17 protein-coding genes are annotated in these 19,734 nt (G+C 65.2%); 13 read left to right on the top strand and 4 right to left on the bottom strand.

Annotated elements, in window-relative coordinates; genetic code table 11:
- Nucleotides 1–6: 6 nt before the first annotated feature.
- Complete coding sequence (locus GA645_RS00840; RefSeq protein ID WP_178119466.1) at nt 7–696, top strand: NrdJb; 690 nt, start codon at nt 7–9, stop codon at nt 694–696.
- A 349-nt stretch (nt 697–1,045) separates the two neighbouring features.
- Here GA645_RS00840 and GA645_RS00845 read toward each other — a convergent pair whose 3' ends face one another.
- Together GA645_RS00845 and GA645_RS00850 are read right to left on the bottom strand one after the other, a co-directional pair.
- Nucleotides 1,046–1,996 carry a homoserine kinase gene (locus GA645_RS00845; protein ID WP_152219057.1) on the bottom strand — a complete coding sequence of 317 codons (951 nt, stop codon included), beginning with the start codon at nt 1,994–1,996 and terminating at the stop codon, nt 1,046–1,048.
- Nucleotides 1,997–2,030: 34 nt separating this feature from the next.
- The gene (locus GA645_RS00850) at nt 2,031–2,318 is read right to left on the bottom strand and encodes a DUF2782 domain-containing protein (RefSeq protein ID WP_152219058.1); all 288 of its coding nucleotides are present in this window, start codon (nt 2,316–2,318) and stop codon (nt 2,031–2,033) included.
- A gap of 74 nt (nt 2,319–2,392) precedes the next feature.
- Here GA645_RS00850 and polA point away from each other — a divergent pair, with 74 nt between their 5' ends.
- Entirely contained in the window at nt 2,393–5,143 is a 2,751-nt protein-coding gene (gene polA, locus GA645_RS00855) for a DNA polymerase I (protein WP_152219059.1), read from the top strand.
- Between the two features lie 269 nt (nt 5,144–5,412).
- On the opposite strand, the gene yihA is transcribed toward polA, so the two are convergent.
- Complete coding sequence (gene yihA, locus GA645_RS00860; protein WP_152219060.1) at nt 5,413–6,066, bottom strand: ribosome biogenesis GTP-binding protein YihA/YsxC; 654 nt, start codon at nt 6,064–6,066, stop codon at nt 5,413–5,415.
- 191 nt (nt 6,067–6,257) lie between these two features.
- Between yihA and GA645_RS00865 the strand changes: the two genes are divergently transcribed.
- From GA645_RS00865 to GA645_RS00915, 11 genes are all read left to right on the top strand, one after another.
- Nucleotides 6,258–6,548 (top strand): cytochrome c5 family protein, encoded by a 291-nt coding sequence (locus GA645_RS00865; RefSeq protein ID WP_152219061.1) that lies wholly within the window; start codon nt 6,258–6,260, stop codon nt 6,546–6,548.
- Nucleotides 6,549–6,595: 47 nt separating this feature from the next.
- Nucleotides 6,596–7,201 (top strand): cytochrome c, encoded by a 606-nt coding sequence (locus tag GA645_RS00870; protein ID WP_152219062.1) that lies wholly within the window; start codon nt 6,596–6,598, stop codon nt 7,199–7,201.
- Between the two features lie 166 nt (nt 7,202–7,367).
- Entirely contained in the window at nt 7,368–8,009 is a 642-nt protein-coding gene (locus tag GA645_RS00875; RefSeq protein ID WP_152219063.1) for a thiol:disulfide interchange protein DsbA/DsbL, read from the top strand.
- A 10-nt stretch (nt 8,010–8,019) separates the two neighbouring features.
- On the top strand, nt 8,020–8,892 hold the full coding sequence (locus GA645_RS00880) for an endonuclease/exonuclease/phosphatase family protein (protein WP_152219064.1): 873 nt from the start codon (nt 8,020–8,022) through the stop codon (nt 8,890–8,892).
- A complete protein-coding gene (locus tag GA645_RS00885; protein WP_152219065.1) occupies nt 8,889–10,832 on the top strand; it encodes a GGDEF domain-containing protein in 1,944 nt (647 codons plus the stop codon). Before GA645_RS00880 ends, GA645_RS00885 begins: the two co-directional genes overlap by 4 nt.
- 362 nt (nt 10,833–11,194) lie before the next feature.
- Nucleotides 11,195–11,965, top strand: a complete 771-nt coding sequence (locus GA645_RS00890) for a DeoR/GlpR family DNA-binding transcription regulator (RefSeq protein ID WP_152219066.1) — start codon at nt 11,195–11,197, stop codon at nt 11,963–11,965.
- A 16-nt stretch (nt 11,966–11,981) separates the two neighbouring features.
- Complete coding sequence (gene glmS, locus GA645_RS00895) at nt 11,982–13,817, top strand: glutamine--fructose-6-phosphate transaminase (isomerizing) (protein ID WP_152219067.1); 1,836 nt, start codon at nt 11,982–11,984, stop codon at nt 13,815–13,817.
- A 353-nt stretch (nt 13,818–14,170) separates the two neighbouring features.
- On the top strand, nt 14,171–15,172 hold the full coding sequence (locus tag GA645_RS00900) for an NAD-dependent epimerase (RefSeq protein WP_152219069.1): 1,002 nt from the start codon (nt 14,171–14,173) through the stop codon (nt 15,170–15,172).
- Nucleotides 15,173–15,197: 25 nt separating this feature from the next.
- Nucleotides 15,198–15,938 carry a glycosyltransferase family 2 protein gene (locus GA645_RS00905; RefSeq protein WP_152219070.1) on the top strand — a complete coding sequence of 247 codons (741 nt, stop codon included), beginning with the start codon at nt 15,198–15,200 and terminating at the stop codon, nt 15,936–15,938.
- A gap of 57 nt (nt 15,939–15,995) precedes the next feature.
- Nucleotides 15,996–17,537 carry a glycosyltransferase family 39 protein gene (locus tag GA645_RS00910; protein ID WP_256676220.1) on the top strand — a complete coding sequence of 514 codons (1,542 nt, stop codon included), beginning with the start codon at nt 15,996–15,998 and terminating at the stop codon, nt 17,535–17,537.
- A gap of 26 nt (nt 17,538–17,563) precedes the next feature.
- Nucleotides 17,564–18,535, top strand: a complete 972-nt coding sequence (locus tag GA645_RS00915) for an SdiA-regulated domain-containing protein (protein WP_152219075.1) — start codon at nt 17,564–17,566, stop codon at nt 18,533–18,535.
- Nucleotides 18,536–18,559: 24 nt separating this feature from the next.
- Here GA645_RS00915 and GA645_RS29215 read toward each other — a convergent pair whose 3' ends face one another.
- Nucleotides 18,560–19,285, bottom strand: coding sequence for a lipid-A-disaccharide synthase N-terminal domain-containing protein (locus GA645_RS29215; protein ID WP_152219077.1), 726 nt, complete (start codon nt 19,283–19,285; stop codon nt 18,560–18,562).
- Nucleotides 19,286–19,734: the final 449 nt, after the last annotated feature.

Below are 19,734 nucleotides of genomic sequence, written 5' to 3' on the forward strand. Positions count from 1 at the left end.
AGAGACGTGATGAGTGTCAAGATCAACCAGAAGATCAAAGGCTTCCAGGTGGTGGACGTGGCCGAGGAAAAGGCCCGCGCCGAAGCCGCCCAGGCGGCCGCGGTGGTGAAGATGGACGAAACCCTGCAGCGGCCGGAGATGCTGGTGGGCGCCACCTACAAGATCAAGTCGCCGCTGTTCGAGCACGCGCTGTACGTGACCATCAACGACATGGTGCTCAACCCGGACACGCCCTACGAGCAGCGCCGGCCCTTCGAGATCTTCATCAACTCGAAGAACATGGACCACTTCCAGTGGATCGTCGCACTCACCCGCATCATGTCGGCGGTGTTCCGCAAGGGCGGCGACTGTACCTTCCTGGTGGAGGAGATGAAGGCCGTGTTCGACCCGCGCGGCGGCTACCTCAAACGCGGGGGCGTCTACATGCCGTCGATAGTCGCCGAGATCGGCGCGGTGGTGGAGCGCCATCTGGTCGCCATCGGCCTGATGGAAGGTGCGCAAATCGACGAGGAACAGCGGCTGTACCTGGCCGAAAAGCGCGCCGCTTACGAGGCTGCCCAGGGCATCAACAAGGCCGAACCCGGCGAAGGCTTCCCCGCCGGCGCGCAGCTGTGTGGCAAGTGCAACACCATGGCCGTGGTGCAGATGGATGGCTGCGCCACCTGCCTGAACTGCGGGCATTCCAAGTGTGGGTGAGCGGGAGGCTCTGCGACGCATGCGTCGCCCCGCGAACGACTGGCCATGGATGGCCAGGCTGGGGTTGACCTTGAGCAGCGGAGCAACGGCAGGGATGCCGACTCCGGGTTAGATCTTCACTCCCGCATGCGTCGCGCCGAATTGCTCTCGTAGGAGCGGACTCCGTCCGCGATCCGGCCTGCAGGCCGGTGCCACGGCTATCGCGGACGGAGTCCGCGCCTACGTTGTTTTCTGGGTCCCCGCGTTCGCGGGGATGACGTGTGCGGAAGATTGTGCATAACACCGTCACTCCCGCGAACGCGGGAGCCCAATAGACAGTTGCTCCTACGGGATCAGCACAGCCGTCGCGTCACAGCGCAAACGGCAAACGAATCTCCACCTTCTGCCGCTTCTCCAGCCGCCGCTCGAACTCGCTCGGATCGTGGATCAGCACGTCCTGCCCGGCAAAGGCTTCGGCGGCGATCAGGCGCGACAGCCAGAAGCGCACGCAGGCCACCCGCAGCATTTCCGGCCACAGCTCGGCTTCCAGCGCGGTGAACGGCCGCTTGGCCGCATAGGCCGCCAGCAGCGCGCGGGCGCGCGGGCCGTCGAGGGCGCCGTCTTCGGTGGAGCACCAGTCGTTCACGGCGATCGCCAGGTCGTAGAGCATCCAGCCCGAGCAGGCGTTGTAGAAGTCGATCAGCCCGGCGAGGTGCGGGCCGTCGAACAGCACGTTGTCGCGGAACAGGTCGGCGTGCAGGTTGGCGCGCGGCAGCGCCGGCTGCTCGGCGAGCAGGCGGGCGATCTCTTCCAGCGCATCGGCCAGCAGCGTTGCGGCGGTGCCGGACAGGTGCGACTGGAAGGCTTGGCCTTCATGCAGCATCCAGCTCAGGCCGCGATCGCTGGGACGCTCGATGATACGTCCGCGGGTCGCCAGGTGCAGGCGGGCCAGCAGGTTGCCGACTTCCTGGCAATGGTGGTTGTTCGGTGTGCGTTCATGCCGGCCCGGAAGGCGCGGCTGCAGCAGTGCCGGCTTGCCTTCGAGCTGGCGCAGGGCTTCTCCGCCCTGGGTGCGCAGGGCATAGGGCACCGGCAGGTCGGCTTCGTGGAGCACGTCGAGCAGTTCGATGAAGAACGGCATTTCCTGCACCGGGCCGCGCTCCACCAGGGTCAGGACGAACTCGCCCTGTTCCAGGCTGACGAAGAAATTGCTGTTTTCCGACCCCTCGGCGATGCCACGGAAATCGTGCAGGCGACCGAGGCCGTAGGGGGCGAGGAACTCTTCGAGAACAGGACGTTCCAGAGGTGTGAATACCGACATGCTCAATCCTCTGGAGCGTCGTGGGTGGAAGGGTTTACCAGCTGAAGATCTGCCACTGCGGAATCAGCTTGTCCGGCTGGTCCGAGCGGATGAAGTTGCCGTCGCTGCCGTCCTGGCGCACCAGGAAGTATGGCTTGCCGTGCTTGGGGGTGACCTTGATGGCGTAGAGGAAACCGTTCACACGGTATTCCTGGATGGTCTTGTCGCTCTCCTGGCGGATGGTTACATCCGGCTCGGCGTTGGGGGCATCGTCCGCCGCCATCACGGAGTTCGCGCCCAGCCCCAGCACAGCGGCGAGCAACAGGCGGTTCAACGTACGCATGATAACCTTGTCCCTTTGTCGAATTGGCTACGGACAGTTTAGCCCGAGCCCTTCTGAAAAGGTTGATTCCCCTCATGAGCCAAGCACCTCTCGTCCTCGTGGACGGCTCGTCCTACCTGTATCGTGCCTTCCATGCCCTGCCGCCGCTGATGACCTCCACCGGCATGCCGACCGGCGCGGTGAAGGGCGTGCTGAACATGCTCAAGAGCCTGCGCAAGCAGTACCCGGACAGTCCCTTCGCCGTGGTCTTCGATGCCAAGGGCGGGACCTTCCGCGATGAGATGTTTGCCGAATACAAGGCCAATCGCCCCTCGATGCCGGACGAACTGCGCGTGCAGGTGGAGCCCCTGCACGCCAGTGTGCGTGCCCTCGGCCTGCCACTGCTCTGCGTGGAAGGCGTGGAAGCGGATGACGTGATCGGCACCCTGGCCCGACAGAGCGCGGCCGGTGGCCGCCCGGTGGTGATCTCCACCGGCGACAAGGACATGGCGCAGTTGGTCGACGGGCACATTACGCTGGTCAACACGATGACCGGTAGCGTGCTTGATCCCGATGGCGTTAAGGAGAAATTCGGTGTCGGTCCTGAGCTGATCATCGATTACCTGGCGCTGATGGGCGACAAGGTCGACAACATTCCGGGCGTGCCCGGTGTCGGCGAGAAGACCGCCCTTGGACTGCTCACTGGCGTTGGTGGTGGCCTGGATGTGCTGTACGCCAGCCTGAACAAGGTCCCCGAACTGCCTATCCGCGGCGCCAAGGGCCTGCCGGCCAAGCTCGAAGAGCACAAGGACATGGCCTACCTGTCCTACAAGCTCGCCACCATCAAATGCGATGTCGAACTGAACATCGAGATCGATGCCCTGCACCCCGGTGAACCGGACCGTGAGGCCCTGACCGAGCTGTATCGCACCCTGGAATTCAAGACGGGGCTGGATGATCTTCAACGCCAGGCGGCCAAGACCGGAAGCCCACAGCTGGCGCTGGAAGAGGCTCCGGCTGCTGCAGCGGAGAAGCTTTACGAGATCGTCCTGGAGCAGCCTCAGTTCGACGCCTGGCTGAAGAAGCTGGACGCCGCGGACCTGATCGCCTTCGACACCGAAACCACCAGCCTCGATCCGCAGCAGGCGCAGGTGGTGGGTGTGTCCTTCGCCGTCAAGGAAGGCGAAGCCGCCTACGTACCGCTGGCGCACAGTTATATGGGCGTACCGGCGCAGCTGGACCGTGACGCCGTGCTCAAGGCCCTCAAGCCGCTGCTGGAGGACCCGAAGAAGCGCAAGGTCGGCCAGCACGCCAAGTACGACATGAATGTCCTGGCCAACGCCTCGACGCCCATCGCCGTGCAGGGCATCGCCTTCGACACCATGCTCGAGTCCTACGTGCTGGACTCCACCGCCACCCGTCACGACATGGACAGCCTGGCGCTCAAGTACCTCGGCCACAGCACCATCCGCTTCGAGGACATCGCCGGCAAGGGCGCCAAGCAGCTGACCTTCGACCAGATCGCCCTCGAGCAGGCCGGCCCCTACGCGGCCGAGGATGCCGACGTGACGCTGCGCCTGCACCAGACCCTGTGGGCCAGGCTGCAGGCCATCCCCTCGCTGGAGAGGGTGCTGACCGAGATCGAGATGCCGCTGGTGCCGGTACTGGCGCGCATCGAGCGCAACGGCGCGCTGGTCGATGCCAACCTGCTGGGCAAGCAGAGTGTCGAGCTGGGCGAGAAAATGGTCGAGCTGGAGCGCAAGGCCTATGACCTGGGGGGGGAAGAGTTCAACCTCGGTTCGCCCAAGCAGCTCGGCGCCATCCTTTATGAAAAGCTGGGCCTGCCGGTACTGTCGAAGACCGCCACCGGCCAGCCGTCCACCGCCGAGAACGTCCTCGCCGAGCTGGCCGAGCAGGACTACGAGCTGCCCAAGGTGATCATGCAGTACCGCTCCCTGAGCAAGCTCAAGAGCACCTACACCGACAAGCTGCCGGAGCAGATCAATCCGCGCACCGGGCGTATCCACACCAGCTACCACCAGGCCGTGGCGGCCACCGGGCGCTTGTCTTCCAGCGACCCGAACCTGCAGAACATCCCGATCCGCACCGCCGAGGGCCGGCGCATCCGCCAGGCCTTCGTCGCACCCAAGGGCTACAAGCTGCTGGCGGCGGACTACTCGCAGATCGAGCTGCGCATCATGGCCCACCTGGCCAAGGACGAAGGGCTGCTGGACGCCTTCCGCCACGACCGCGACGTCCACCGCGCCACTGCTGCCGAGGTGTTCGGCGTGTCGTTGGAAGAGGTGACCTCCGACCAGCGCCGCAGCGCCAAGGCGATCAACTTCGGCCTGATCTACGGCATGAGCGCCTTCGGCCTGGCCAAGCAGATCGGCGTCGAGCGCAAGGAGGCCCAGGCCTACATCGATCGCTACTTCGCCCGTTATCCCGGCGTGTTGGCCTACATGGAGCGCACCCGCGCCCAGGCCGCCGAGCAGGGTTTCGTCGAGACGCTGTTCGGTCGCCGCCTGTACCTGCCGGAAATCGCCTCGAAGAACGCCGCCATGCGCAAGGCCGCCGAGCGCACCGCAATCAACGCGCCGATGCAGGGCACCGCCGCGGACATCATGAAACGCGCCATGGTGGCTGTGGATAACTGGTTGCAGGAGAGTGGGATCGACGCCCGCGTGATTCTCCAGGTGCACGACGAACTGGTGCTGGAGGTCCGCGAGGATCAGGTGCGGCAGGTCAGCGACGCGATCCGGCCGCTGATGAGCGGTGCTGCACAGCTGGATGTGCCGCTGGTGGTCGAGGCCGGTGTGGGTGCGAACTGGGACGAAGCACACTGACGAACGGTCGAGGGGCCCGTGTGGCGGGCCCTTCAGCCGACCTGTCAAGGTCCGTGCAGGGGGGCGTGAAAAATATTTTTGTGACCTGCTGAACTTTCCTGCAAAGGCCCCAGTCAGAACACGTGAATGGCTGGTGAAGCCCTTCGATGCTCCTTTGCAGTGTTTAGTGTTGGCAGATTACTGGACCCCGCCCTAGCGGTCCGGACTTAAACCCCGAACTTCCCCCTCCCCATACGAAGCTCGGGGTTTTTTTTGCCTGCGATTCAGCCTCAGGCTTCCTCGCCGGCCTCCTTTTCCTCGTCATCCAGCAGCCCCAGCCAGCCGGCCAGGACCATCTGTGCCTCTTCCACGCCCTGACGCTTGGGGGCGGAGAACAGCTGCAGGGTGGCGACGTCGCCCCAGCCCTGCTGGATTTCCTTGCGCACCTTGAGCAGCGCGTTCTTCGCCGCGCCGAAGGCGAGTTTGTCGGCCTTGGTCAGCAGCACGTGGATCGGCAACCGGCTGGCCTGGGCCCAGTCGAGCATCAGGCGGTCGAAATCGGTCAGCGGATGGCGGATGTCCATCAGCAGCACCACGCCGGCGAGGGCGTTGCGGCTGCTCAGGTAGGCCTCCAGGTGCTGCTGCCAGTGCAGTTTCAGCGGGATCGGCACCTTGGCGTAGCCATAGCCGGGCAGGTCGACCAGGCGGCGTTCGTCATCCAGGCGGAAGAAGTTCAGCAGCTGGGTGCGACCCGGGGTCTTGGAAGTGCGGGCCAGGTTCGCGTGGGTCAGCGCGTTCAGCGCGCTGGACTTGCCCGCGTTGGAGCGGCCGGCGAAGGCGACTTCCAGGCCGGTATCCTCCGGGCACTGGTTCACCTTGGCGGCGCTGATGAGGAACGTGGCCTGTTGGCACAGGCCGAGAATCGGGTTTTTCGCAGGGTTCATGGGGGACATTGGCATATTCGCAGAGGGGTGCGACCAGGTGTCGCGGGGAGCGGGCTCGTTTCCGTTTCGGCATTGGAAGTATATAATGCCGCGGATTTTGTGTGCGCTTTATCCCCCAGGGTCGGGCGCAACGGGAACCCCAGAAGTCTGCGCATCAGAACGCGGACGTTCCCATGACGATGAGGACAATCATGAAGAAACTGCTGTTCGCAGCCATCGTTGCCGCGCTGGCCTCCAGCGCCCAGGCGGCCCAGGATCCGGAAGCCGTGTTCAACCGAGCCTGTGGCGCCTGCCACAGTGGTCAGTTGCCGATGGCGCCGAAGAAGGGCGACGCCGCCGCGTGGAAACCGCGCCTGGACAAGGGCATGGACACGCTGGTGCAACATGTGACCAACGGTTTCAACGCGATGCCGCCTCGCGGCCTGTGCACCGACTGCAGCGCCGAGGATTACCAGGCCATCATCCAGTGGATGTCCAAGTAATCCCGGAAGCCCTACTCTTTCACCCTTAGCCGTTATTGGATTAGCTGATGAACAAATTGATCGTGAGTCTGCTGTTGACCCTGGGCCTTACCGGCGTTGCGCACGCCGCTGGCGATGCCAAGGCCGGTCAGGCGAAAGCTGCTGTATGTGGTGCCTGCCACGGCGCCGATGGCAACAGCATGGCGCCGAACTTCCCGAAACTGGCCGGCCAGGGTGAGCGTTACCTGCTCAAGCAGATGCACGACATCAAGGAAGGTCGCCGCACCGTGCTGGAAATGACCGGTATACTGGCCAACGTCAGCGATCAGGACATGGCCGACATCGCGGCCTACTTCTCCAGCCAGAACACCAGCATCGGCATGGCTGATCCGAAACTGGTCTCCCAGGGTGAAGCGCTGTTCCGTGGCGGCAAGCTCAGCGAAGGCATGCCGGCCTGCACCGGTTGCCACAACCCCAGCGGCCTGGGCAACGCCCAAGCGGGCTTCCCGCACCTGGGTGGCCAGCACTCGGCCTATACCGCCAAGCAGCTGACCGCCTTCCGCGAAGGCGATCGCACCAACGACGGCGACGCCATGATCATGCGCAGCATCGCCGCCAAGCTGTCCAACAAGGACATCGCCGCGATCTCCAGCTACATCGAAGGCCTGCACTAAGCGGCCCCTGGCGGAAATCGCTGGAATGAAAAAAGGGTGGCTTCGGCCGCCCTTTTTCGCATCCGCCGCCACTACAATGCTGGAACCGTGCCTGGTGCCCCAGGTCAAAACCGCTTCATCCCGCCGCGCCAGAGCGAGGCGGATCCGCTCAGCCAAGGAGTGAACCATGCGTAACCTGATTTTCACCGCCGCGCTTGCCTTTGCCGGCCTGTTCGCCCTCAACGCGAATGCCACCGAGTTCGAAGCCGGCAAGAGCTACACCGAGCTGAGCCAGGCCGTGCCGGTGTCCCAGCCGGGCAAGATCGAGGTGGTGGAGCTGTTCTGGTACGGTTGCCCGCACTGCTATGCCTTCGAGCCGACCATCAATCCGTGGATCGAGAAGCTGCCGGCCGACGTGCATTTCGTGCGCATCCCCGCCATGTTCGGCGGCCTGTGGAACATCCATGGCCAGCTGTACCTGACCCTGGAATCCATGGGCGTGGAGCAGAAGGTTCACCATGCGATCTTCGAAAAGCTGCACAACAACCCCAAGAGCCTGACCACTCCGGAAGAGATGGCCGCCTTCGTGGCTGAGCAGGGCCTGGACAAGGACAAGTTCCTCAGCACCTACAACTCCTTCGCCATCAAGGGCCAGATCGAGAAGGCCAAGAAACTGGCGATGGCCTACCAGATCAGTGGCGTACCGACCATGGTCGTCAACGGCAAGTACCGTTTCGACATCGGTTCGGCCGGCAGCCCGGACGCGGCCCTGGAGCTGGCTGACCAGCTGATCGCCAAGGAACGCGCCTCCGCCAAGGCCGCTCAGTAAGGAGCTGGCGATGCTGCGCCGGCGGACTCGTGATCGTGTCGCGGGAGCTTGTGTCCCGAAGGTGAATCCCGTCTACGGGAGCTCCTCCGGCTTGCCTGACGACGGCCGGCTCCGCCTGCTCAGCTTCAATATCCAGGTCGGCATCAGTACCGAACGCTACCGGCACTACCTGACCCGCGGCTGGCAGCACCTGCTGCCGACCGCGGGCCGTGCCAACAACCTGCAGCGCATTGGCGAGCTGCTCCACGACTACGACGTGGTTGCCCTGCAGGAAGCCGACGGCGGCAGCATCCGCTCCGGCAACATCAACCAGGTCGAACACCTGGCCCAGCTCGGTTCCTTCCCCTACTGGTACCAGCAGCTCAACCGTAATCTCGGGCGCATCGCCCAGCACAGCAACGGCTTGCTCAGCCGTCTGCAACCCACCGCCCTGGAAGATCATCCGTTGCCCGGCCCGCCCGGACGCGGAGCGATCCTCATGCGTTTCGGCGAAGGCGACGACGCCCTCGCGGTGGTGATGATGCACCTGGCCCTGGGCGCGCGAACCCGCACCCGCCAGCTCGCCTACATCCGCGAGCTGCTGCACGGTTATCGCCATCACGTGCTGATGGGCGACATGAACACCCACGCCGCCGATCTGCTGGAAAGCTCGCCCCTGCGCGACCTCGGGCTGATCGCGCCGCAAGTGGAAGCCACATTCCCCAGTTGGCGCCCGCAGCGCTGCCTGGACCATATCCTGCTCAGTTCCGAGCTGGCGCTGGAGCGCGTCAGCGTCCTGCCGCAACCGATTTCCGACCACCTGCCCGTGGCCGTGGAAATCCGCTTGCCGGATGCCTTGCGCACCTCCTCGTCGCTTGCCTTGCGCGGCGAGGCGCCTCAATGAGTCGCGAAGTCGAGCCACGCTGGAAACAAAAGTATCTCGATAACCTCGAGCAGCAGGAAAAGCTCGAACGGCGCTGGAACGCCCGCGTCGACCTGCTGCGCCGGGGTCTGGTGCGCAGCAGCCTGGCGGCCGAGGGCAGCGACAAGGCGGTGGACGCCTGCATGAAGGAGCTGCGCGAGGTTCTGCGCCGCGACGAAATGGACGCCGGCCTCGCTCGCCTGATTCCGCAGCTGGAACGCGCGGTGCTCGATTCCGAGCAGCGCCGCCAGCAACGCATCGAGCAGAATATCGCGGCGCTCTCCCAGCTCGCCCAGCAACTGCTGGCGCTCGAGCTGCCGGGGGAGGTGCGAAAGCCGCTCAAGCATTTCGCCAGGGACATCGCTGCGCGGGCCAGCAACTCCCGCGAGCTGCCAGCTCTGCTCAGTGAGCTGAGCGGCCTGCAGCGCCAAGTGATCGAGCATTTCGGCGCCGCCGGCAATGAACAGCGTCCCGGCCTGCTGCAACGCCTGTTCGGCGGGCGTGAGGCGGCCAGCGATGCGCCGGAGCTGCCGCAGGTCGTGGCTGCCGCTGTGGTCGAGACGCCGCCCGCTGAGACGCTGGTGCTGGCCGATACGATGGCTGTCCAGGCCGAATCCCTGGCACCCGCACCCGCACCCGCACCCGCACCCGCACCCGCACCCGCACTAGAGCCAGAGCCAGAGCCCGTAGCGGTTGCCCCCACCCTCGAGCCGGCCGTCGAGACCGCCGACCCGGTGGCGCCCGAAGCGCCAGTCGCACCTGCTGGCGTGGCGCCGGGCCCGGCCCTGCTCGACAGCCTGCCGTTGCCCGCCGGCCTGTTCGGCGAGCCGGCTGAAACAGCCGACCCCTATGCCCTGCCGCCGCGCCCGGAGCCGGGCTACAGCGCGGTTGCGCCGCATATCGAGGCCAGCCTGCTGCACCTGCTGGACGAAATGCGCCTGCCGATCACCCATCAGCCCCAGGCCGAGGCCCTGCGCTCGCGCATTCACGGCAGCCTGAACTGGTACGAACTGGTGCCGGTGCTGGATGACCTGGCGGTGCTGGTGCTGTCGCTCAACGATAGCGGCCAGCGCGAGTTCGAAGGCTACCTGTACCAGCTCAACGAGCGCCTGGGCGCGTTCCTCGATGGTCTGCAGGTGGTGCACGACAGCCACGCGGGCTCCAGCTCCAGTGCCCGCGACCTCGACGATACCCTGCGCGAGCAGGTCAGCGGCCTGAAGGAAAGCGTGCTGGAAGCCACCGACCTGGAGGGCCTCAAGCGCCACGTCGAAAGTCGTCTGCAAGGGCTGGTCGGCACCATGGACCAGTTCCGCGAGGAGCGCGAAGCCCGCGAGCGCGAGGTGGGCGAGCGCATCCAGTCGCTGATGACGCGGGTGGCGAGCATGGAGGAGGAGGCGCGGACCTTCAAAGCCAATATCGAGGACCAGCGCCAGAAGGCCATGACCGATGCCCTGACCGGCCTGCCCAACCGCGCCGCGCTGAACGAGCGTCTGGAGCAGGAAGTGGCGCGCTGGGAGCGCTTCGGCGACGACCTCCTGCTGGCGGTCCTGGATGTGGACCACTTCAAGCGCATCAACGACGACTTCGGCCATCTGGCTGGCGACAAGGTGCTGAAGATCATCGCCTCGGAGCTTTCCAAGCGCCTGCGTAAGACCGACTTCATCGCCCGCTACGGCGGCGAGGAGTTCGTCGTGCTGTTGCCGGCCACGCCGCTGGAAGGCGGGCAGCAAGTGCTCGACGTGCTGCGCGGCGCGGTGGAAGCCTGCCCCTTCCACTTCAAGGGCGAACGCCTGGTGATCACCTGCTCCGCAGGGCTCACCGCCTTCCGCTCAGGCGAGCTCAGCGACGCGGTCTTCGAGCGGGCCGACCAGGCGCTGTACCGCGCCAAGCGCGGCGGACGCAACCGCCTCGAAGTCGACTGACACCGCGTCTTCACCTGCAGGAGCGGGCCGTGCCCGTGATCGCGCGCATGGCGCGCTCCTACAACAACCCGATGCCCCGAATCTCGTGTAAGGCGGATAACGCCTACGGCGTTATCCGCCTTACGGCTGCCAGCTTTCGGTCGCCGAGAAATGACAGTTACTCCGACTTAAAGTCCTGCCCGAGCGCAGCAGCCCAAGGTAGGAGCGAGCTTGCTCGCGAACCGCGTCGCTGCCGATGATCATCGCGGACGAAGTCCGCTCCTACAGAAAAACACTTCCGTTCATGCGGGAAAATCTTGACAAACGAAAGAACATTGGTTTTGATTCGAGAAATTATCTTTCGAATCGAAACTTAATAGTTCATGTCGAAACGCAACACTCCCCAACGTCGCCACGACATCCTGGCGCTGCTCGCCGAACAGGGCGAGGTCAGCGTGGACGATCTCGCGCGCCGCTTCGCCACCTCCGAGGTGACCATCCGCAAGGACCTGGCTGCCCTCGAAGGCAACGGACTGTTGCTGCGCCGCTACGGTGGCGCGGTGCCGATGCCCCACGAACTGATCGCCGAACCGAGCCAGCCGCTGTCGCGCTATAAACAGGCCATCGCCCGCGCGGCGGCGGCCTGTATCCGCGAACACGCGCGGATCATCATCGACAGCGGCAGCACCACGGCAGCGCTGATTCCCGAGCTGGGGCGCAAGCCAGGTCTGGTGGTGATGACCAACTCGCTGAGCGTGGCCAACGCCCTGCGTGAGCTGGAGCGCGAGCCGGTCCTGTTGATGACCGGGGGAACCTGGGACCCGCACTCCGAGTCATTCCAGGGCCAGGTGGCCGAGCAGGTGCTGCGCTCCTACGATTTCGACCAGTTGTTCATCGGCGCCACCGGCCTTGATCTCGCGCGCGGTACTACCACGTTCAATGAATTGCTGGGGTTGAGCCGGGTGATGGCCGAGGTTGCTCGTGAGGTGATCGTAATGGCCGAGGCCGACAAGCTGGGCCGGCGCATCCCCAACCTGGAACTGCCGTGGAGCAGCGTCCAGATCCTGATAACCGACGAGCGCCTCAGCGATGAGGCGTACGAATTGATCCAGGCGCGTGGCGTGAGAGTGATCCGCGCGCGCTGCGAAGACTGAAAAGGAGAGCCATCCCATGTGTGGAATCGTTGGCGCCATCGCCGAACGTAATGTGACCCCGATTCTCGTCGAGGGCCTCAAGCGCCTTGAATACCGTGGCTACGACAGTGCCGGGGTGGCCGTGGTCGATGGCTCCGGCGCCCTGGGTCGCCGCCGCCGCGCCGGCAAGGTGTCCAGCCTGCAGCAGGCCATCGACGAGCAGCCGCTACTTGGCCGCCTGGGTATCGCCCATACCCGCTGGGCCACCCACGGTGCGCCTACCGAGGCCAACGCCCACCCGCACTTCTCCCATGGCGAACTGGCGGTGGTGCACAACGGCATCATCGAGAACCACGAGACACTGCGTGAAATGCTCAAGGCCCGTGGCTATGCGTTCACCTCGCAGACCGACACCGAGGTCATCGTCCACCTGCTGCACCTGCGACTGACCGAGATGGGTGATCTCACGGTCGCGCTCAAGGCCACGGTCAAGGAGCTGCACGGCGCCTATGGCCTGGCGGTGATCAGTGCCAGGCAACCGGACCGCATCCTCGCCGCGCGCAGTGGCAGTCCGCTGGTGGTCGGCCTGGGTCACGGCGAGAACTTCCTGGCTTCCGACCAGCTTGCCCTGCGCCAGGTGACCGACCGCTTCATCTACCTGGAAGAAGGCGATATCGCCGAGATCCGCCGCGACAGCGTCCAGCTGTGGGACGTGAAAGGCAATCCGGTACAGCGTGAGGCCGTGCGCTACCACGAGGGCGCCGAGGCTGCCGACAAGGGCGCCTACCGCCACTTCATGCTCAAGGAAATCCACGAGCAGCCGTCCGTGGTGCAACGCACCCTGGAGGCCCGCCTGGGCGCCGAGCAGGTGCTGGTGGACAACTTCGGCCCGCAGGCTCGCGAGCTGCTGGCCAAGGTGCGCACCGTGCAGATCGTCGCGTGCGGCACCAGCTACCACGCCGGCATGGTTGCCCGTTACTGGCTGGAAAGCCTGACCGGGATTCCCTGCCAGGTCGAAGTCGCCAGTGAGTTCCGTTATCGCAAGGTCGCCGTGCACCCGGATTCGCTGTTCGTCACCATCTCTCAGTCCGGCGAAACCGCCGATACCCTGGCCGCGCTGCGCTACGCCAAGGAGCTGGGCTTCCTCTCGAGCCTGGCGATCTGCAACGTCGCCACCAGTTCGCTGGTGCGCGAGTCGGACATGACCCTGCTGACCAACGCCGGCCCGGAAATAGGTGTTGCCTCGACCAAGGCCTTCACCACCCAGCTGGTGGCGCTGATGTTGCTGACTCTTGGCCTCGGCCAGGTGCAGAAGCGTCTTGGCGAAGGCGTCGAAGCGGAACTGGTGGCCGAACTGCGTCGCCTGCCGACCCGCCTGGAAGAAGCCCTGGCGATGGAAAAGGTGGTGGAGAAGGTCAGCGAGCTGTTCGCCGAGAAGCACCACACCCTGTTCCTCGGCCGTGGCGCGCAGTACCCGGTGGCGATGGAAGGTGCGCTCAAGCTCAAGGAAATCTCCTACATCCACGCCGAAGCCTACCCGGCCGGCGAGCTCAAGCACGGCCCGCTGGCCCTGGTGGACGCCGACATGCCGGTGGTCACCGTGGCGCCGAACAACGAGCTGCTGGAAAAACTCAAGTCCAACCTGCAGGAAGTGCGCGCTCGTGGTGGTGAGCTGGTGGTCTTCGCCGAGGGCGGCACCGGTATCAACAACGGCGCGGGCATCCATGTGGTGGGCATGCCGGCGATCCACGATTGCCTGGCGCCGATCCTCTATACCGTGCCGTTGCAGCTGTTGTCTTACTACGTCGCCGTGCTCAAGGGCACCGACGTCGACCAGCCGCGCAACCTCGCCAAGTCGGTGACCGTGGAGTAAATCGACCACCGTCCATTGGTTTCCAGAGGCCCCGGCGCGTTGCGCCGGGGCCTCGGTTTTTCTGTCTTCCGCAGCGGATGAGTGGGAAATTTCGCCTAAGCTTCGTCACGTTTTCTCTACAAAAGTTTCACAAATTCTTCTCACTTCTGCCAAGACGATAAGTCAGCCTTTGCGCAGCGTCCCTGATGGGTGCACTGCGTAACCGAGGCCCTTGCGGCCCGGACGAACAAGACCAGGTACCGGCCTTGGCCGGTCACTACAAAAACACACTGGCTCGGGCGACCCATGGCGATTACAGCGTTCCTGCTGACACGGGACACCTCTGCCCCCGGCTTGAGCTGGGGGCGCTGTTCGTGAAGTTTCTGGTCACCGGCGCCGCCGGTTTCATCGGCTTTCACATCGCCCAGCGGCTATGCCGCGACGGCCACGACGTGGTCGGTATCGACAATCTCAACGACTACTACTGCGTCGAGCTCAAACAGGCTCGCCTGGCCTTGCTGTGCCAGGAGCGCAACTTCCGCTTCGAGCACCTGGACATCGCCAATGCACCGGCCCTGGCAGCCCTGTTCCAGGCGGAAAGCTTCGATCGGGTGATCCACCTGGCCGCTCAGGCCGGGGTGCGCTATTCGCTGGAAAACCCGCAGGCCTACGCCGATGCCAACCTGACGGGCTTCGTCAACCTGCTTGAAGGCTGCCGCCATTCGCGGGTTGGCCATCTGGTATACGCCTCCAGCAGCTCGGTTTACGGCATGAACAGTGCCATGCCATTCAGTACCGACGCCGTGGTGGACCAGCCGGTGTCGCTGTATGCCGCCACCAAGCGCGCCAACGAGCTGATGGCGCACACCTACGCGCACCTTTACCGACTGCCGGTCACCGGCCTGCGCTTCTTCACCGTGTACGGCCCCTGGGGGCGTCCGGACATGGCGCTGTTCAGGTTCACCCGCTCGATCCTCGAGGGGCGCGCCATCGATATCTACAACAACGGCGAGATGTCCCGCGACTTCACCTACATCGACGATGTGGTCGAGGGCGTGGTGCGCATCCAGGACTACCCGCCGCACAAGGGCGAGCACGGCGAGGCGCCGGTGGCGCTCTACAACGTCGGCCGTGGTGAGCCGGTGCGCCTGCTCGACATGGTGGAGTACGTGGAGCAGGCGCTCGGGCGCCGGGCTGCCCGCAACTATTTGCCGCTGCAGCCGGGTGACGTGCTGCAGACCTGGGCCGACGTCGAGGCGCTGGCATGGCGCACCGGCTTCCGTCCGGCGACTTCGCTGCAGTACGGGGTCGAGCGATTCGTTCATTGGTACCGCGAGTTCTACGCGATTGAAGAGCCCTGCGTCGGTGCGGCGTGAAGGGCCACGGAGTAAAAGTCCAAGCATGTCCAACAGCCCTTATGTGTCGGTGCTGATTCCGGCGAAGAATGAAGCCGAGAACCTTCCCGAGCTTCTCGAGGAAGTCCGCCAGGCCCTGGCCGGCGAGGTGTTCGAAGTCCTGGTGGTGGATGACGGCAGTACCGACGCGACCCGCGCCGTGCTGCAGAACCTGCAGCAGGGTGGCTACACCCAGCTCAGGGTGCTGACCCACGAGCGTTCGCTGGGCCAGAGCACCTCCATCTACCACGCCGCCGAGGCTGCCCGTGGCCACTGGCTGGCGACCCTGGACGGTGACGGCCAGAACGATCCGGCGGACATCCCCGGCATGCTCGCCATGGTCCGCGCCGCCGATTGCCCGGCGGACCTCAAGCTGATTGCCGGACACCGGGTGAAGCGCCAGGACAGCGCCAGCAAACGCTGGGCTTCGCGCTTTGCCAACCGCCTTCGCGGGCGCCTGCTCAACGACCACACCCCGGATACCGGGTGCGGACTCAAGCTGATCGAGCGCGACGCCTTCCTGCGCCTGCCGTACTTCGATCATATGCACCGCTTCATTCCGGCGCTGATCCAGCGCCACCAGGGCAAGATGCGTGTGCATCCGGTGAACCACCGGCCGCGTAACGCCGGGGTGTCCAAGTACGGCAACCTGGACCGCGCGCTGGTGGGCATCCTCGATCTGTTCGGTGTCTGGTGGTTGATCCGGCGTACGCGTCTGGATGCCGTTCCCCGCGAGCTGGGGCGCTGACCCATGGCGAACCGGGGCGAGTCCGGCAATTCCTTCTCCAGCCCGGCGCCACTGCGCATGGGGCCTGGCGCGCAGTATTCATGGTGGTGGCGTTTCGCTGAGCGACCCTGGTTGCTGCTGATCCTGGCGGCCTTGCTGCTGGGCGCCGGGCTGGGGTTGCGCCAGCCAGGTAACGTTGACGAGGAGCGTTTCCTGGGCGTGGCCCTGGAGATGCTGCAGAACGGCGACTGGTTGATCCCCCATCGCGCTGCGCAGATCTATCCGGACAAGCCGCCGCTGTTCATGTGGCTGGTAGCGGTGCTGGTGCGCCTGGGGCTGGCGCCGAACCTGGCGCTGTTCCTGCCGGCCTTCGGTTCCGGGCTGGTGGCGACCGCTTGCCTCTACGACCTCGGCCGGCGCCTGTGGAACCGCCGCATCGGCCTCATCGCCGGGCTGCTGTTCCTGGCCACGTACCAGACCTACGCGGTGCTGCGCGATGGCGGCATCGACGGTTTCCTCTGCCTGTGGATCAGCCTGGGCGTCTATGGCCTGTGCCGCCACCTGCTGCTCGGCCCTGCGTGGCGCTGGTTCTACCTGGCCTGCGTGGCGATGGGCCTGGGCATCATCAGCAAGGGCGTGGGCTTCCTGCCCGCGCTGATGCTGATCCCCTATGCCTACGCGGCGCGCAAGGGTTGGTCCGGCGTGGTGCGCATGCCCGGCCAGGCACGTGCCTGGTGGTTGGGCCTACTGGTGGTCCTGGGCGCCATCTCGCTGTGGCTGGTGCCCGTGCTGCTGCACGTGCTCCTGAACGGCAGCGCCGACGGCCGTGCCTACCTCGACAACATCCTCCTGCACCAGACCGCCCAGCGCTATGCCAGCGCCTGGCAGCACCAGGAGCCGTTCTGGTACTTCTTCGTCAAGGTCATCCCGCAGTACTGGCTGCCGTTGCTCCTGGCCCTGCCGTGGATGGTGCCGGCCTGGCGCCGACAACTGGCCCGCCATGACGGCCGCCTGCTGGTGCTGCTCGGTTGGGTAGCGCTGGTACTGCTGTTCTTCAGCCTGAGCTCAGGCAAGCGCAAGCTCTACATCTTCCCTGCGCTGCCCGGGTTGGTGCTGGCCATGGCGCCGCTGGTGCCCTGGCTGCTGCACCGCTGGTTCGCCCAGCGGCCGAGGGCGCGCAAGGTCTTCCAGGTCATCGCGCTGGTCTGGTTCGCCGCCTGGTTCGCCCGTGGCGTCATCGAGCCGCTGCGCGACCCCGGCGACGACCGTCGCCCGCTGATGGCGGAGGTGGCGCGCCTGAGCGGTGGCGCCGAACTGGTGCTGACCAACTGGCGCGAAGGCCACTGGCTCTATGCCCGCCAGCCGCTGGTGCATTTCGGCCTGGATACCCCGGACCCATCGACCAAGGCGCTGACCTGGCTGCGCGGTCATCCGCAGGCGGTGGCCATGGTTCGTGCCGAAGACCTCGAACGCTGCTTCCGTCGCGAACGTGCCCGCGAGGTGACGGGCGACTACGAGGAACACTGGTTCCTGGTCGGCGCCGATGCCGACAACAGCCAGTGCGCTGACGACGCTTCCGCGCCGGCCTATCGTTTTGCCTGGAAGCAGCCGCTTTTCTGATTTTCCACTTGCCTGGGAGTCCGAACGTGAACAGAGCCGCTGACAGCCTGGAAGTCATTCAGCCGCACCCTCTGCGCCACCGTTTCAGCTGGCGCGCCTGGGCGTGGCTGGCCCTGGTCCTGGTACTGCTCCTGCCAGCCGTGACGCTGGCGCTGCTCAAACACTGGCCGCAACGGGCCTACTTCTATTTCAGCAGCCAGCTGCACGCCGCCGACTGGGCGGGGCGCAGTGTCTGGCTGCCCGACTACAAGGTGGTGATCGATGCGCTGCCGGTGAAGGGCATCGAGTCCGACCTGTCCGCCATCAGCTTCGACTTCGACCATGACCGCCTGATTGCGGTGACCAATTCCGGAGCCATGAAGCTGGCGGTGCTGAGCAAGAGCGGCGAGATGTTGGCGCAGTACCCCTTGGTCGGATTCGAGGATGTGGAGGGGGTGGCCTACCTGGGCGATGGCCTGGTGGCGGTGTCCGACGAGAACCTGCAGCAGATCGATTTCTTCGCGCTGCCGGAGCAGCCCGGCCAGAGCATCGATGCCCGCGACGTGCAGTCGATCGCCCTGGCGATCAATCCAAGTGTCCACAACAAGGGCTTCGAAGGCCTGACCTACGATGCCGAGCATGACCGCCTGTTCATCGGCAAGGAACGCGGCCCGCGGCAGATCTACGAGATCACTGGCGTGCGTGCGAGCCTGGCCGGCAAGCTGCAACTGAAGGTGATCGACCATACGGCCTGGGTGAAGCGCAGCGTATTCGGCACCGATATCTCCGACCTCCACTACGACCACAAGAGCGGCCACCTGCTGGTGCTCAGCGAGGAGTCGCGGCTGATCATGGAGCTGGACGGGCAGGGCGAGCTGGTCAGTTTCCGTTCGCTGGGCGGGTTTGGCGACCTGAAGCGGGCGGCCCCCCAGGCCGAAGGGCTGACCATGGATGCCGACGGCAACCTCTACGTGGTCAGCGAGCCGAATCTCTTCTACCGCTTCGAGAAGCAGCGCTAAGCGCTATCGGGAGCCGCCTGGGGCTCAGTTGCTCTGCGCGCCGGCGCCCTCGGTCTCGGCCTGGCGCCGGATCAGCGACAGGTTGCGCAGGTAGACCACGATGCCGAACGACTGGCCGAGGATGATGATCGGATCGCGCTGCGCCACGGCGTAGCTGAACAGCAACACGCTGCCGGCCATCGACAGGTACCAGAAATGGATGGGGTTGACCGGGCGCCCGGCGCGCTCGGAGAACCAGAGCTGCAGGACGAAGCGTCCGGTGAAGAGTACCTGGCCGACCATGCCGATAGCGGTCCAGAGCGGGTCGGCGCCGGTGATGACCTTGAGGATCGGCTCAGGCTTCGATATCCAGCCCAATGCGATCGCCACTGCCGCCCAGGTCAGCCAGGGCCAGGCGAAGAACAGCGGTCGGCCCCCGCCGTGGCGGCGATCCAGCTCAAGATTGCGCAGATAGATCGCCAGGCCCGCAAGCTGTCCCAGGCTGATCACCAGGTCGCGCTGGTGCGTGGCGTAGGCCAGCAGCAGCACCGCGCCGGCACAGCTGAAATACCAGAAATGCACCGGCATCAGGCTCATGCGCGCGCGCTCGGACAATACCCATTGGACCAGAAAGCGGGCCGAGAAAGCCGCCTGCGCAGTCAGTCCGATGGCAAACCACAGTGGATTGGCTGCGTTCAAGCAAAGCCCCCTGGTCGGATCGTCGAGAGCCGCGACGGGCGCGGCCGATAGCACTGCCGGGAGTATACACACGGCAGATGTCTCTTCAGTGGCTGTGACGAATGGTCGGGTGAAATGGCCGAGCGGAGGAGGGGATCAACATTCCCCCGGTGCCTGCACGTCCGGGGGTGTGGACGGGGCACCGAGGCCAGGCGGCAGGAGCCGCAACACGAGGGGAATGGAAATCGACCTTGTCTTGTGGACAAGGTCGGACCCCAACCCTCCGAGGGGTACCTGACAAGTCTCCCGAAGGGTGCGAGGCGGGCCAACGATAGAAGCTGGCCACTGGCCGGTCAATCGAAAACGACAAACGCGTGTTGGGCCTGTCCGATATTCGAACCAAAAGGGCGATGGAAAGCCGCGGACTTCGTTAGCCGGCTATCGGAGGTGTCTATACTGTTTCCGAATGTGTCAGCGAATCTGCGCCGGGACGGGCTGGCGATGCGTCTGATACGGGGTGGCGAGGGACTTCCGCCCAGAGA

This window comes from Pseudomonas sp. SCB32, assembly GCF_009189165.1.
Classification (GTDB): domain Bacteria; phylum Pseudomonadota; class Gammaproteobacteria; order Pseudomonadales; family Pseudomonadaceae; genus Pseudomonas.